The following is a 15,090-nucleotide window of genomic DNA, read 5'->3' as shown; positions in this document are numbered from 1 at the left end:
GAAGGAATTTATTGGCTGCTTAACGATCTGTCTGGATGTCCTGCCATACACCCTCTCCCCTGGAGGGAGAGGGCATGGGTGAGGGAAAAATTGAGAAAGGTATTAATTCAATGACAAATATACTCTCACCATTTGCTGCACTCTGCTCAGTGGGCTTCTTTGCCAGGCTTTCCTACGCCCTTGCGAGGAGCCCTGTGCTCCCCCTCTTCGCGCTCTATTTAGGCGCAGGCCCGGAGGCCATAGGTTTTGCAGTCGGCATATCGACTATTACCGGCATTTTCTTCAAGCTGCCGGCAGGAGCGCTTTCGGATGTAATCGGCAGGAAGCGCACGATGCTGATCGGCCTGTTCTTTTTTGCCTTTATGCCCTTCGCCTACCTCTGGGTAAGAGACTATAACCTGCTGATCATCATCAGATTCATACACGGTCTTGCAACCGCTATCTATGGACCTGTTGCCATGGCGGTCGTAGCAGACATAGCAGGCAAAAACAAAGGGGAGATGCTTTCATGGTTCTCATCAGTAACTATTATCGGCAATCTTCTTGGCGCGCCGCTGGGCGGCTTTATCCTTCACAGGGCCCCCGGAGCTGCTAATCCATCCCTTGTCGATTTCCGGTATGCCTATCTTGCAAGCGGTATTGCAGGCCTGTTTTCACTTATTTTGGCGCTCAGGGTTTTACGCGGAGATGCTGCACCAGAACACGGGCACGGGCTTCAGGAAGCACTGAAGAAGTTTCTCTCAGGTATTATGGAGGTTGTCAGCGACAAGCGGATTGCAATCACCTCAGCGATGGAAGGTCTGCAGAATATGACAGTAGGCGCTCTTGAGGCATTTCTGCCGATCTATGCAGTCAAAATTGCCGGACTGAACGAGTTTCAGGCAGGCATACTCTGGGGCGTTCAGGTTGTAACGACGATTCTCTCAAAACCGATCATGGGGAAAACCTCTGACCGATATGGAAGGAAGGCACTCATAACCGTCGGCCTCATCATATGCGCGATCTCGTTTGGGCTAATTCCGGTGTTCAGAGACTTTTATCTTCTGATGATAACTGCTGCTTTTTTTGGTCTTGGAGAGGCGCTTGTCCAATCTTCAGGCGCTGCGTTTGTGGCTGATCTTTGCAAGGAAAAACATTTCGGCACTGCCATGGGCACCTTTGGAACAATCTTTGATATCGGCCATGCCACAGGCCCTATCCTCGCAGGAATTCTCCTGGCAAGCCACGGCTATCTCTTTTCGTTTTGGGTAATGGCAGCAATCCTGATTGCGGCAACGCCAATATTTGTTTTGACCGTAAAGGTTAATGATAAACAGGAGGCTACAACATGACATACCGACGCATTGATGCTGACATTGAGATATTAAGAAAAGCAGGTGTATCCGAAGCGGACATAGTCCATTCCCAAAAAGTTTCCGCCAAGGCGGTTGAGATAGCGCAGCGGACCGGCACAGAGATGAGCATGGAACTTGTTGCAAGAGGTGCTCTCTTCCATGACCTTGGCAAGGCAAAGACCCATGACATGGACCACGGAAAGATCGGCGCAGAAATAGGGAAAAACCTCGGCCTTCCGAAGGCCCTGACCGACATCATGGAAAAGCATATCCGAGGCGGCCTGACCGAAGGCGAAGCGCGGGAACTGAACCTTCCGGTCAAAGACTACACCCTCCGGAAGCTCGAAGAGAGGATCGTGATCTATGCAGACAGGCTTGTGGATATCATCACAGACGGTATCGTCGCGATCAGCAATGAAAAAGAGGCCGAAGACCGGTTTGAGGAGATCCTCAGGACTATTCAGAAGTATGGAAAAAACGAGATCACCCTGCAGCGATATCTCAGGTATCATCGGGAGATACAGGGTCTGATAGAAAAGAGGGCAGAATTAGAGTTAGCTTTAGATATGAGGAAGACGATAAAGACAGGTTAGGATTGTCTTGACAGGCAGTTTTGCACTAAGGTAATATACAGACCGGTTGGTATATTATAGTCAAGCAATGAGGAACCATGAAGAATAAAGGACTGAATACACGCCATGAGATCATCTCAAAGGCATTGCTGCTGTTCTCGGTCAAGGGGTATTTTAATACCTCAATTAATGACATTCTTGAGGCAACCGGCCTCACCAAGGGGGGCTTTTACGGCCATTTCCGCAGCAAGGAGGCCCTTTGGGAGGCCGCCTATAAAGAAGCTGCCAGAATCTGGAGGGGGATAATCTTCAGGGACATCAGGGAGTCGATGAATCCGATGGACAGGATTCGACACCTGATAGAAAACGATATGAGACATTATCTGGGGAAAGAGGTATTTCCGGGTGGCTGTTTCTTCCTTAATATGCTGGTAGAGCTTTCAGGCCAGTCCGAGGAGATGACAAACAGGATCCTCAAGGGCTTTGAGAGTGTGGCACGACTTATAGCATTATGGTTAAGGGAAGCTGAAAAGAAGGGTCTGATAGTCAGGGGCCTCGATCACGAAGAGATAAGCAGCTACATACTCATTTCATTAAACGGCGCTGCAGCACTCTACGCTGCAACAAAGGACCCTCTCGTATGGAAGCGGACGATCAACCAGCTTCACGTGTATCTAAGGACCTTCGAAACCAAAAAGAAGGTCAGGAGAAAAGCGTCATGCACAGATTAATCCATGAAAAGCAGGAAACCTAAACATTATGAGAAAAGAATCAATGGGAACCTCGCCTGCGGTGACGGAAATGGAGTTAAGGCAGATCCTCTCAGAGGCCGCATTTGCCAGGCTGTACAATTTCGGGCTTCAGTCGCTTGGGAGCGGAGAATGCACGCTCATCATTCCGTTTCAGGAATGCCTTGAGCGGCCAGGCGGTCTTGTTGCCGGCTCAATCTTCATGACCGCTGCTGACGTTACCATGTGGCTGGCGATCATGACCCTAATCGGAAAAGATGCGATGACCGTAACCACTGAATTGAAGACCACCTTTCTCAGCCCGGCAATACGGGAAGATGTGAACTGCGCGGCAAAGGTGTTAAAGCTCGGAAGAAGCCTGATCTACGGAGTTGCCGAATGCAGCAGCCAAAATGGGAAACTGCTGACACATCATACAATAACCTATCTCAGAAAATGAGACCCTTCACCATCCTTTGCCTAACAGGATTCCTCGCAATCTTCAGCTCGACGATCTCGAAGAGCCCGGTCCTTCCGCTCTTTGCAACGCATCTCGGAGCCGGGCCTTCTGGGGTAGGCATGGTGGCCGCAGTCTCGGCCTTTACCGGCATCATCGCAAGCATCCCTGCAGGCATGCTCTCTGACCGCTGGGGCAGGAAGCGGATGCTGGTCATCTCATCCCTGGTATTTGGTACAGCGCCTTTTCTCTATCTGTTCGTTACGACTATATGGCAGTTGGCGCTCGTCAGGTTCTATCACGGTTTTGCAACAGCCATATTTATCCCTGTCACTATGGCGCTCATCGCTGACCTGTTCCATAAGGAACGGGGCGAAAAGCTAGGTTGGTTTTCGACATCAACCCTTCTTGGCAGATTTGCGGCGCCGATCGCAGGAGGGACTCTATTGGCTTTCTTTGCTGCTCGTCCTGACTATAGCTTCAGGGCCGTCTACATAGCATGTGCAACTGCGGGTGTATTAACACTGCTGCTTTCACTCAGGGTGCCTGCAACTCATGAAGAAAACAGCGTTCTGCAGAACTGGACTGAGACCTGGCTGGCATTCAGGTCAGTGATATCTCACCGCGCCATACGTATTACCGCTTTGATCGAGGCAGCAATCCTTTTTGCATACGGGACATTTGAGACATTTCTTCCTCTTTACACAAAAGAGCATGGCATCAGCACCTATGAGACTGGGATATTCCTGTCCTCTCAGATTCTGACTCTTGCGATCACAAAACCGGTCATGGGCAGGTTCTCTGACAGGCATGGAAGGAGACCGCAGATCATCGCAGGTGCCATGCTTGGCGCGCTCTCTCTAGCAGCCTTCTCTCTATCCTCTTCGTTTCTGCCCCTGCTTATCTGCAGCACTCTCTTCGGTCTCAGTCTCTCTATCGTCACGTCAGCCACCTCTGCGTACATTGCTGATCTGTCAAAGAGAGAGACACACGGTTCAGCCATGGGCCTGCTCGGCTCTGTCATGGACATCGGCCATACTACCGGCCCTCTTGTGGCAGGAATAGCAGCCGCATCTTTTGGATACAGGATCTCTTTTGTCAGCGCATCCGTTGTTTTGGCTCTGGCCTCTTTATTATTCTCAGTTACGATGTTTCACTCACAGCCCGAAACGCAGCCATAATTACAGGCAGCTGCCCTGACAAGCGCATTTGAAATTGCCCTTTGCTTTTTCAAATGCCTCCCGACCCTCTTTAAACGAAAGCACGGCAATGCCGGCTGCGCCGAGGGAATCAAGCATGCCTATGCCGGTGAGTTCGTAACCAATACTTGAAACAAGGAGAACTGCAGAAAGATACATGCAGGCTCGCGTGCAATGTGCATCCGCGATCAGCGCCTGCGAATTATACTGCCTGCCGACTTTCAACTTATAGTGAATAAGCAGCCACATGGTGAGGATCGAGACGCCCGAGACAATAATACCCCAAAATGTGGTCTGCGGCTTGTTCCCCTGATAAAGAGTAACTGCGGCGGTGACAATCAGTCCGACCGTCAGGATATAAAAGGCAGCCCCCGTTACCTTCAAAGCGGTTTTTTCAAAGGCATCATGGTTTTCAGTGCCGTTCAGCCTCATGCGTCTGACCATATGCCAGATCCCTATGCCGGAGATCACCTCAACAAAGGAGTCGAGACCAAAGCCGAAGAGCGCGATCGTGCCGTCTTCATACCCGAAGAGGACCGAAATAACCCCTTCAATGATATTGTAAAAAATGGTAATGAGAGCGAGCGCGTTTGCCCAGCGATAAAAAGTATTTCTCTGCGCTCCGGGTCTAAATACAATTGTTTCCATGTAATTATCCTAACATATGGCTTTCTGCTCTGCCGGCTGATCTGCCTTATCCTTGACCTTAGCCCTTTCTTTGTCTTAGCCTATTTCTATGCTTCTGCGTATCGGCCATCTTTCGACCTTCTATCACACAGCCATGCTCCTTATGGCAGATAAAAACCTCTGTTCTGATATAGACGCTGATATCGAATGGAAGCTTTTCGGCACAGGCCCGGCTATTGTCAACGCCTTTGAAAATAATGAGATCGATCTTGCGTACATCGGTCTGCCGCCTGCGATCATAGGCATTGGGCATGGAGTGCCGATAATCTGTGTTGCAGGTGGACATATTGAAGGTACCGTCATCTGCGCTAAGACCCACTATAGCGCATATCCTGATATCAGGGAATTGGAGGATATCCTGAAGCAGTTCAGGGGCATGACCATCGGCGTGCCGGGGAAGGGCTCCATACATGATGTGATACTCAAGGCCTGTCTGGGAAAGGCCGGGCTCATAGGGGATATTGCAGTCAGAAATTTCGCCTGGGCGGACATGGTCATGGAGGCAGTGGTCAAAGACGAGGTGGCAGCCGCCTTCGGTACGCCTGCACTTGCCGTAGCAGTAAAGCACTATACCGGTGGGAAGATCCTTTATCCCCCTTCCCTGCTGTGGCCCAATAACCCAAGCTATGGCATTGTTGTTGACAGAGACTACCTTCAGGCCAATACTGCGCTTTGCGTCCAGTTTCTCGCTACGCATGAAAAAGCAACCTCACTGCTGAGAAAAGAACCGGCGAAAGCTGCAGAAATTATTTCCGGGTATGTCGGGTTTATTGACTTTGCTTTTGTTCTTGAGACCCTGACCGTATCGCCAAAGTATTGCTCACAGCTTACTGACCAGTATATTGCTTCGACCATGAGGTTCGTGTCAGTATTAAACGACCTCGGGTATATGCAGAAAAGACTGGAGGCTGATGAGATCTTTGATCGCACTCTTATCAACAAAGTCCATCCGGCAACCCATCATTACGATGATGGGATACATTTATCCTGAATAAAGAATAATGGTATGGAGGAGACACATCATGTCTGAAAACGAGAAGCCTTTGCCGAAGCCGCCGAAGACACCCTTTGGGAAAAAACGGATGAGCGAAGAAGAAAGAGAAGGCCAGGCCCCTCTGATGGCCGACCAGATGGCCATGGCTGCAGCAACAGGAAATCTCGACGAGTTTATGCAGCAGAATATCCCTGATAATGAGCATGCACGCAGACTTGCAATGATGATGATGGGCATGACCGGCATGATGCCAGGAGGGTTCTCCGGGGCAGGCGCTGAGACGATACAACCGCCTGCGGCTGCAGCACAGCCCGAGCGTCCAGGGGAAGCATCACCTGAGACCGAGGTGCCTGACGATGTGAGGCAGGCGATCATGTCGGGCAACATGGAAGAGCTGAAGGGGCTTCTGATCCGCGAGCATCAAAGAAGGACAGGCTCTGTCATTGAGGCCCCTGCAGTCGAAGAGGCCGGATTTAATTCTGCGCCTTCGGGCATCGAAAAAGAGGTATTGGACGAGTTGATAAAGATCGCCTCAACCAACAGCGTCACCCTTGACTGGCTGATCATGCGGGCATTGAAGGTCTTTATACAGGAATATCAGAAAACCGGCAGGTTATAAATATGGGGAGGACGGGAAATATCCCGTCCTCGTCCTCACTGGTCTATTGCACTTTTTTCAATTTAGCGCCGCAGCCGCATTTGCCCGGGTTCTGACTGATGGTATCGCAGTTGCATCCCTCGCCGCAGCCGCATATGTATTTACCGGTTGCCTTGAAAGCCCGCTCCTTCTCCCACGAGTCAGCCTTGAGCATCACCTTGTCGCCATCGATACTCATCACCTTGGCCTTCACCATTTCCTTGTCACAGGAGCAGTTACCTGCTTTTCTGGCCATGGTCTTGCAGGGACAGCTATCACCGCAGTTACAGGCATAGATCTCATCGCCTACCTTCAGGTCCATTTTTGACTTCGAAGCGGCAAAAGAAACAGCAACAAAAGCCACCATAACCATAACCGTCAGCATAAGAATCAGTTTCTTCATATACTTTCACCTCCTTTTTTTTGATAATTCTAAACTTATAATTATCAGGTTCTGTTTACAATGTATTGCAATCCGGCCGCCCTGTCAAGCAGTTTATTCGGAACCCGACTATCGCAATATTTCCCACATATCTTCAAAGGCAGCACGCAGAGCACAGTCAAACGTACTGATCGTTCCGCCATTACCTTTAACAAATTTTTCGGCCTCTTTTCTGCTTTCAAACGCCCATTTCCCCTGTATCGACATCACCCCCTGCCTGTCGCCGCCCACCACCCAAAATGCCTTCTGTGCATTGATCAGTTTCTTCGTGCTGTAATCTCCGACCCCGATGAAACGTGGGGCATTATCGTAATGCAGGGCGAGATCAATGGCTGCGCAGTGAATACTGCAGGTTCCGGTTTCGCCCGAATCATTCCGGACAAGAAGCATCCTGCTATAATCGAACTTTCGTCTGTCCATGCCGCAATAGTTGCATTCAGAATGGGCAGGCAGATCACTCTTCTTTGCGGAGGCGGAGAGTTTCCTGCTCTGCGGAAACGTCACATCGCCTGCCATATCGCCAAAAGCTGCTTTCATCGCCTCGTCATATACAGCCAACTTTCCCCCATGCTCCCTGACAAATGTCTCAGCAGACTCCTTCCCCTCAAAAGCCCACTTTGCCCGCCTTGTCATAATACCCGTCCTGCGCCCACCGATGACCCAGAACGCCTTACCGGCAGCGATAAGCTTCCCGGTTTCATAATCGGCAACCATCATGGCGGTTATCGTCTTTTCCCTGTGTACAGCCATGTCTACAGCAGTGCAGCGGAGACTGCATGTCCCTCCAGTTGATCCACCATCGTAGGAAAGCAGCATGCGGCCCTTGATATGATTCTGCCTGTCCATGCCGCAGGTCTGACAGATCCGGTAATCCTTCAGGTCATTGGCTGGCCCACCATTGCTTGCAGCGATCAGGAGGCTGAAAACAGACAGAAGCAGTATGATTTTTCTCATTGATTCTCCTTTTGACTGGCATATTCCTGCAGGATGAGGGCATAGTCTTCAGGTGTGTCCATATCAAGCATCACACCCCGGTCCTGAACGTCCAGATACTCTATAACTGACTCGTTGCGGCCGATAATCTTCCTGAGGCTGCTGCATTCAAATATCTCCTGAATGACCTTCCGTGGGAAAAGCGTCGGATGACCCCGCCGTCTGGCATGGCTCGGAATAAGGATCGCCTTCGGGTTTTTCTGATGTCCGGCAAGCAGTGTCTTTATCGTATCCGGCCGGACAAGGGGATGATCAACCGGAAAGACCAGAACAGAAGATAAATGGTCTTTCAGACAATTCAGTCCAACGCGAACCGATGCAGCCATGTCACTGCCGCGATCAGGATTCGCTGCAAGCATTACCGGTTTATGTCCGATTGCCGCCGAGATTTCCTCTCCGTGCGGACCGATCACCACGACGATGTCGGTGACTCCTGCTGAAATAACGGCGTTGATACAGTGCTCAATTGCCGTGAGACTGCCCAGCGGAAGGAGCTGCTTCAATTGTCCCATTCTCCTGGACGAACCTGCGGCAAGAAGAACGGCTGAAACCTGATGCTGCATTTTCCCTCCTCTTCTGAATGACCTGGGCCATAATGCTGACCGCGATCTCCTCGGGCGTTACCGAATTAATCGGCAGACCGACCGGTATATGTACCCTGCTGATCTGGGCATCGGAAAAGCCTGCATCTCCCAGTGCTTTGAAGAGCAGCGCTTTTTTTCTCCTACTCCCGAGAAGACCGATATACCGAACCGGCGTTCTGAGCGCTGCGATCACTGCGTCGAGGTCGTGATTATGACCCCGCGTTGCAACAACGATATAGGCTTTATCAGGGACAAGCATGCGGGAAAAGATGGAGGGGAAATCATGGACCACAATGTCGTGTGCATCCGGCAGATTTTCATGGTTGGCGTATTCAGGCCGGTCATCACAGACAACCACGCGAAAACCGCTGAACCGTGCAGCCGTTGCAAGCGCCTTGCCTACATGACCGGCACCGAGAATCACCAAGGTCGGTTCAGGGATGACAGGCTCGATGAATATGGACAGTCTGCCGCCGCAGACCAGTCCACCCTGCTTTTCGGTCAGATCAAACGGCAGAGTCGCTGCCTGCTCGTCGCGGATTGCCATAAGTGCAGCCTGAACAACCTCAGCCTCAAGACAGCCGCCGCCCAGGGTCCCGACAATCGTACCGTCATCACGGACCAGCATCTTTGATCCGGTCTTCTGCGGAGCAGACCCGGAACACTGCACGATCGTTGCAAGGGCTGACGATCTGCCCTCTTTTTTCAATCTCAAAAGCTCTTCATATAGTTCCATTCTCTATCCCTCGCGTGATCGGTTTTGGGGATTGGGGTTTAGGTTTTGGCAAATACCAAACACCTGTTGACGCACCAATGTTTTTTCAGAAAGGCAGGATGTGGCATCCGAGCGGTTTCTTTTGCCGATATTCCGAGATCTGCCTTTATCATAAAGAGGCAAAAGCCTCGGAGGTCGATCCGACCGAGAATGAGCGAGGACGCCATATCCTGCCTTTGGATAATCAAGCCTTACCCTTTATCGCCTTCAGGACCGTCTCGGGCGTCATCGGCAATGTCCTGGTCCTCACCCCTGTCGCGTTAAAGAGCGCATTGGCAACGGCAGGTGCAACAGGGGGCACACCAGGCTCCCCGATGCCGCCCAGTTTATCATTGCTCAGCACGATATGCACCTCAATCTCGGGCGTCTCGCTCATGGTAAGAAGCGGGTACGTATCGAAGTTCTCGGTCACTACCTTGCCCCGGGCAAATTCAATTTTCTCTTTCAGGGCAGAGGAAAGCCCCATAACGATCCCTCCCATCATCTGCGCCTTCACCGTGTCAGGATTTACTACGCTGCCGCAGTCGACTGCGCAGACGATCTTCTTCACCTTTATGGTCCCGTCTTTTTTATTCACCTCTATGTCAGCCACCTGGGCAACATAACTGTCGAACGAGAGGTGATAGGCAATGCCCCTTCCGATGCCCTTTGCAGGCTTCTTGTCCCAGCCGGCCTTCTCTGCAGCCACCTGAAGGACTTTTTGCGCCCGTGGGTGCTTGCCCAGAAGTTCCAGCCTGAATTTGAGCGGATCTTTTTTAGCAATATGCGCCAACTCGTCAATAGCAGTCTCTACGGTAAAGGCATTGTGGGAACTGCCGACAGAACGCCAGAACCCTACCGGCACAGGCGTATCGATCCTTACATACTCGACCGAGATATTTGGAATGTCATATTCCATGTTGCTCAGACCTTCAACTGCGGCATTGTCAATGCCGTTTTTCATCGTCGCGGGGAATACACGTGCAAAGATCGAGGGGCAGACGATCTTATGCGACCATGCAGTAAGATTGCCCTTACCGTCAAGCGCAGCCTGTATATGTGAGAGGTTGGCGGGCCTGAAATAGTCATATTGGAAATCCTCTTCCCTCGTCCAGATCACCTTCACCGGCCTGTTGATAGCCTTGGAGGTCTGCACCGCCTCCTCCACAAAATCCTGTTCGAACCGTCTGCCAAACCCACCGCCCAGATAGGTCGTATGCACATGGATCTGCTCAGGCTTAAGGCCGGTGATCCTCTTTGCGGTCATGAGTGTGCCGGTCTGGTTCTGCGTCGGCGCCCAGATATCACAGCGGTCTGCCTGCACAAAGGCAGTGCAGTTCATCGGCTCCATGGTCGCATGACTGAGGTACGGGAGGGGATATTTCAGGTCAAGCTTCTGAGGGGCATCGGCAAATGTCTTTTGAGCATCACCGTTTTTTCGGGCAACAATGCCCTCTTTCGCCAGAGATGTTTCAAAGGACTTTTCGAGGGTATCATTGGTCATGGCAGGATCAATGCCCTGCGTCCAGACAATATGGGTCGACTTTTTCGCCTGCCATGCAGCTTCCAGCGTGTCGGCGCAAAAGGCAACACCACGGTCGATCTGGACGATCTTCTGAAGACCCTTCACATTCTTGGCTGCAGCGTCATGCACAACCTCAACCTTTGCCCCGTAGTTGTACGGCCGCGAAACCGTAGCATAGAGCATGTCCGGCACCATGGTATCAATGCCGAACTTTGCAGAGCCGTCGGTCTTCTCCAGAATATCGAGTCTCGGCATACTGGTGCCGATGTATCTGAACTGGTTCTCTTTCTTCAGCTTCGGCTCTTTGGCTGGAGCAACAGCAGCAGCCTTCACCGCAAGCTCACCGTAGGTAAGCGAACGCTTGCTCGGACCATGCACGACCGCTCCCAGTTTCGCCTCGCACTCTCCAGCAGGCACCTTCCATATCTCTGCTGCTGCAGCCACCAGCATCTCACGGCCCGCCGCACCAGCCTTCCTGAGCGGTTCATACATATGCCTGATGCTCGAACTCCCTCCTGTTGCCTGAGCACCCCATACAGGGTCCTTGTATTGATCGCCTGCAGGCGCCACCTCGAACTTCACCTGCTTCCAGTCGGCCTCAAGCTCGTCCGCCACAATCATCGGCAGGGCCGTATAGATGCCCTGCCCCATCTCCGACTTGTTCACCGTAACGATAACGCTGTTTTCAGGCGTGATCTGAATCCAGACGCCTGCGCTGAGCCCCTTCGTCATCTCTGCCTGGGCCTTTGCCCCCCACAGGATGTCAAATTCTGAGGGCGTTGCCACGACCGCTATGGTCAATCCTGCTATCTTGATGAAGGTCCTGCGTGTTATGGATGAGCTCATTTTTGACCCTCCTTTGCAGCAAGGATAATGGCGCTCTTTATCCTCGGGTACGTGCCGCAGCGACAGAGGTTGCCGTCCATGGCCTTTATAATCTTTGCCTCAGAAGGGTTCTTGTCTTTGGCCAGAAGTTCAGCTGCCTGCATAATCTGGCCGGGCTGACAGTATCCGCACTGTGCCACCTGTTCCTTTACCCATGCCTTTTTGAGAGGGTGTCCCTCAGGTATGCCCTCGATGGTAGTTATATTCTTCCCCTGCGCATCACCTACGGTCATCTGGCATGAGCGTTCAGCCTTGCCGTCCACATGCACCGTGCAGGAGCCGCAGAGCCCTTTGCCGCAGCCGAATTTCGTACCGGTGAGTTTAAGATGGTCTCTGATCGTCCAGAGCAGGGATGATTCAGGGCTGATTTCGAGTGAATGCGTTTTTCCGTTGACCTTGAGCGTTATCATGCAGTCCTCCTGTAATGAAAAACATTGTTCATGATATTGGCGTGGAAAGTGCCGAAACTATAAGAAAATGCTACCCGATGACGGTGTCGCTGTCAATCGAAAATATGGGGGTTTTATAAGGCTTCAGTAGCCAGGGGGTAACCCTCCTCCCCTTTCCAAGGGGAGGTCGGGTGGGGTATTGAAAAATCATCCAAAACCTCCCCGTGCCCCTCCTTGGTAAGGAGGGGATTTTAAATCTGGCCACCCGGAACTAAATGCTCACGAGATTCAGACTTCGTTAATCAGTTCTTCACTCGTCATGACCGCAATACCTTTGCGCCTGTATCGCTCCAGGACAGCTTCCATCTTCTTGCGCGAAAGCACAGCGTCCGTGACCACAGTCACCTTGTACCCGCGGTTCAGGGCGCCGAGCGCAGTGTAAAAGACACAGTACGCGGCATCGACTCCCACGAGAAAGAGTTCGTTGACATGCCTGTCGATCAGGAACTGCTCGAACTGTCTGGACGAAAATGCATCAGTTCGGTTCTTCTCAAAATCGTTTTCATTGATCACCTTAATCCTGCGGTCGATGATGACCCTGCCCTGTCTTCTGCCGCCATGAAGCCGGACGAACAGGTTATTGCTGAAGACCTGCCTGATGTATGCCACCTCCATGCCCGACTCTGCAGCCTTGTCTATGAGGGAGTTGACGATGAAGAGCATCCCGCCCGTCGGCGGTCTGGTGACCGGCTGTCTGGCAGCCGTGCCGGTATAACCTTCCTGGATGTCGAGGACCACGAGTGCTTTCCGCGGCTCAGGATACGCAGCGATCTTCCGGCCCCTCGTGGCCATGAACATGCTTCGGAGCATCATCAAGCCAGCCACAACCGCGATGGCAACAATTGCTGCAAAGAACATAAGAGCAAAGAATTTTATGGACAAGAAGTCAATTTTCTCGACATGCAATAATCACGATAACACCATATGCTTTACAAGCGAGCCAAAGGCAGGCGGGATGGGGGTAGAAAACTGCATCTTTTTCTTCGAGACGGGATGGCTAAAAGTAAGGCTGTACGCATGGAGCGCAATGCGGCGGAGCGGGTTCGTCAATGCCCCGTATTTCTTGTCGCCGACGATCGGGCAATCCAGATCTGACAGATGCACCCGAATCTGATGCTTGCGGCCGGTATCGAGGATTATCTCAAGCAGAGCGTGTGCTTTGTCCGCCTTAAGCACTTTATACCGCGTCACTGCATGCTTGGTCTGATCAGACATGGCGTCCGAATAGACCTTGAACGCCTTTGTCTCATTCAGATAGCTCTCGATCTTCCCTTCCCTCTTCTTCGGCACTCCCTCGACAACCGCATAGTATCGCTTCTCTGCATGCTCCCAGTCATCCTGGAGCTTCTTCTTTACTTCCTCGTTCTTGGCAAATACCAAAAGGCCGGAGGTCTCACGGTCAAGCCGGTGCACAATAAATATCCGGTCAGGCCTTGTAGGGTTACGTTCCTTGAAATAGGCATTCAGCAGGTAGTATGCAGTATCTCTCTTTTCGTTTTCCGTAGCGATCGTGAGCAGTCCGGAAGGCTTGTTGATGACCATAACAGCGTCATCTTCATGCAAGACCTCTATGTCATGTTTTTCGAGAAAATCTTTACCCGGCTCCGGTTTGCTGTCCAGTGCAAGGAGATCGCCCGCTGACAGAAGATAGTCATATCCTGCAACAACCTTCCCGTTTACGGCTATGGCCCGGTGCTTCAGAAGCTGCTTCACCTTGGTCTTTGAATATCCCATATGTACAAGCAGATCAATAAGGCCCGAGGCTGCTTTAACCCTGATCGGTTTCATGATAGTTCAGTCTCCTTCTTTTCCCCATAGGTACCCCGCAACTGTCCGCAGGCAGCGAGTATGTCCTGGCCTTTACTTTCCCGGATCAAGGCAGTCATGTGAGCATCCTTCAGCACCTTCTGGAACCCCAGAACGGTCTTATGTTCCGGCCTTTTCAGCCCGCTTCCCTCATGAGGATTATAGGGGATCAGGTTCACCTTGCAGGGAATATTCTTGAGTATTCTCGTCAGCCTCTTCGCATCTTCCACGGTATCATTAACACCGTCCAGCAGCACATATTCAAAGGTGATCAGTCTCTGAGGCTGAAGCGGATACATCCTGCAGGCGTCCAGAAGCATCTTGAGCGGATATTTCTTATTGATCGGCATGATCCTGTCACGCACCTCATCGGTCGTTGCGTTGAGCGAAACAGCGAGATTCACGTCCGGCGCCTTCTTCGGCAGCTCCAGCATCTTCGGCACAAGGCCTGAGGTCGAAAGCGTGATCCTGCGTTTTGATATGCCGAGGAATTCCGTGATCTTTTTGAGCGCCTCCACCACCTCGTCAAAATTGGCGAGCGGCTCGCCCATGCCCATGAAGACGATGTTCGAAACCCGCTTCGGGCTTATAAGCCTGTTCACAAAAAGGATCTGGTCAACAATCTCATGGGCCTTCAAATTCCTGATGAGGCCGGACTCCCCGGTCAGGCAGAAGCTGCAGGCCATGGCGCAGCCGACCTGGGAAGAGATGCAGAGCGTACGGCGGTCATCGTCAGGGATCAGTACACTCTCGATCGTCTGGCCGTCTTCAAGTCCAAAGAGAAATTTCTCCGTGCCGTCCTTTGACCCCTGGCGCGTGACGAGCGAAAGACTGCTGATACAGGCAGTCCTGCCCAAGTCCTCACGCAGGGACTTCGAGAATTCGGTAATCTCCTGAATGTCCAGGGCAAATTTCTCATACATCCAGTGCAGCAGCTGATCGACGCGGTATTTGGGCAGACCCGCTGCCTTTGCAAAACTGAACAGTTCTTCCCGCGAAAGGGACTTCAGATTAATTCTATCCGGCATGGTAGAAGATGGCAGG

General features: G+C 51.7%; 17 protein-coding genes. 7 read left to right on the top strand and 10 right to left on the bottom strand.

Annotated elements, in window-relative coordinates:
- Positions 1–110: 110 nt before the first annotated feature.
- The 5 genes from HZB31_04910 to HZB31_04890 all read left to right on the top strand — a co-directional run bounded on the left by HZB31_04910 (position 111) and on the right by HZB31_04890 (position 4,272).
- The gene (locus tag HZB31_04910) at positions 111–1,331 is read left to right on the top strand and encodes an MFS transporter (protein MBI5847280.1); all 1,221 of its coding nucleotides are present in this window, start codon (positions 111–113) and stop codon (positions 1,329–1,331) included.
- On the top strand, positions 1,328–1,927 hold the full coding sequence (locus tag HZB31_04905; GenBank protein MBI5847279.1) for an HDIG domain-containing protein: 600 nt from the start codon (positions 1,328–1,330) through the stop codon (positions 1,925–1,927). Before HZB31_04910 ends, HZB31_04905 begins: the two co-directional genes overlap by 4 nt.
- 77 nt (positions 1,928–2,004) lie before the next feature.
- Positions 2,005–2,637, top strand: coding sequence for a TetR/AcrR family transcriptional regulator (locus tag HZB31_04900; protein ID MBI5847278.1), 633 nt, complete (start codon positions 2,005–2,007; stop codon positions 2,635–2,637).
- Between the two features lie 28 nt (positions 2,638–2,665).
- Positions 2,666–3,094, top strand: coding sequence for a PaaI family thioesterase (locus HZB31_04895; protein MBI5847277.1), 429 nt, complete (start codon positions 2,666–2,668; stop codon positions 3,092–3,094).
- Complete coding sequence (locus HZB31_04890; protein ID MBI5847276.1) at positions 3,091–4,272, top strand: MFS transporter; 1,182 nt, start codon at positions 3,091–3,093, stop codon at positions 4,270–4,272. The genes HZB31_04895 and HZB31_04890 overlap by 4 nt, the downstream gene beginning before the upstream one ends.
- On the opposite strand, the gene HZB31_04885 is transcribed toward HZB31_04890, so the two are convergent.
- The gene (locus tag HZB31_04885) at positions 4,273–4,938 is read right to left on the bottom strand and encodes a cation transporter (protein MBI5847275.1); all 666 of its coding nucleotides are present in this window, start codon (positions 4,936–4,938) and stop codon (positions 4,273–4,275) included.
- A gap of 82 nt (positions 4,939–5,020) precedes the next feature.
- On the opposite strand from HZB31_04885, the gene HZB31_04880 reads away from it, so the two are divergent.
- The gene (locus HZB31_04880) at positions 5,021–5,968 is read left to right on the top strand and encodes an ABC transporter substrate-binding protein (GenBank protein ID MBI5847274.1); all 948 of its coding nucleotides are present in this window, start codon (positions 5,021–5,023) and stop codon (positions 5,966–5,968) included.
- 31 nt (positions 5,969–5,999) lie between these two features.
- On the top strand, positions 6,000–6,590 hold the full coding sequence (locus tag HZB31_04875) for a hypothetical protein (protein MBI5847273.1): 591 nt from the start codon (positions 6,000–6,002) through the stop codon (positions 6,588–6,590).
- Positions 6,591–6,633: 43 nt separating this feature from the next.
- Here the strand turns inward: HZB31_04875 and HZB31_04870 are convergent, their stop codons facing one another.
- The 9 genes from HZB31_04870 to rlmN form a co-directional block, all read right to left on the bottom strand.
- A complete protein-coding gene (locus HZB31_04870) occupies positions 6,634–7,011 on the bottom strand; it encodes a hypothetical protein (protein MBI5847272.1) in 378 nt (125 codons plus the stop codon).
- Positions 7,012–7,119: 108 nt separating this feature from the next.
- Positions 7,120–8,004: a nitrous oxide reductase accessory protein NosL gene (locus HZB31_04865; GenBank protein ID MBI5847271.1), complete on the bottom strand. Its 885-nt coding sequence runs from the start codon at positions 8,002–8,004 to the stop codon at positions 7,120–7,122.
- Positions 8,001–8,555 (bottom strand): nucleotidyltransferase family protein, encoded by a 555-nt coding sequence (locus HZB31_04860; protein MBI5847270.1) that lies wholly within the window; start codon positions 8,553–8,555, stop codon positions 8,001–8,003. Before HZB31_04860 ends, HZB31_04865 begins: the two co-directional genes overlap by 4 nt.
- Entirely contained in the window at positions 8,506–9,363 is an 858-nt protein-coding gene (locus HZB31_04855) for an XdhC family protein (protein MBI5847269.1), read from the bottom strand. Before HZB31_04855 ends, HZB31_04860 begins: the two co-directional genes overlap by 50 nt.
- 223 nt (positions 9,364–9,586) lie before the next feature.
- Positions 9,587–11,752: a xanthine dehydrogenase family protein molybdopterin-binding subunit gene (locus tag HZB31_04850; GenBank protein MBI5847268.1), complete on the bottom strand. Its 2,166-nt coding sequence runs from the start codon at positions 11,750–11,752 to the stop codon at positions 9,587–9,589.
- Positions 11,749–12,201, bottom strand: coding sequence for a (2Fe-2S)-binding protein (locus HZB31_04845; GenBank protein MBI5847267.1), 453 nt, complete (start codon positions 12,199–12,201; stop codon positions 11,749–11,751). The genes HZB31_04850 and HZB31_04845 overlap by 4 nt, the downstream gene beginning before the upstream one ends.
- A 267-nt stretch (positions 12,202–12,468) precedes the next feature.
- Complete coding sequence (locus HZB31_04840) at positions 12,469–13,122, bottom strand: cysteine hydrolase (protein ID MBI5847266.1); 654 nt, start codon at positions 13,120–13,122, stop codon at positions 12,469–12,471.
- Positions 13,123–13,149: 27 nt separating this feature from the next.
- Positions 13,150–14,028, bottom strand: a complete 879-nt coding sequence (locus HZB31_04835; GenBank protein ID MBI5847265.1) for an RluA family pseudouridine synthase — start codon at positions 14,026–14,028, stop codon at positions 13,150–13,152.
- Complete coding sequence (gene rlmN / locus HZB31_04830) at positions 14,025–15,074, bottom strand: 23S rRNA (adenine(2503)-C(2))-methyltransferase RlmN (GenBank protein ID MBI5847264.1); 1,050 nt, start codon at positions 15,072–15,074, stop codon at positions 14,025–14,027. The genes HZB31_04835 and rlmN overlap by 4 nt, the downstream gene beginning before the upstream one ends.
- Between the last annotated feature and the right edge of the window lie 16 nt (positions 15,075–15,090).

The organism is Nitrospirota bacterium (assembly GCA_016235245.1).
Lineage (GTDB): Bacteria > Nitrospirota > Thermodesulfovibrionia > Thermodesulfovibrionales > UBA6898 > UBA6898.
This window is presented reverse-complemented; position numbering and strand designations above follow the sequence as displayed.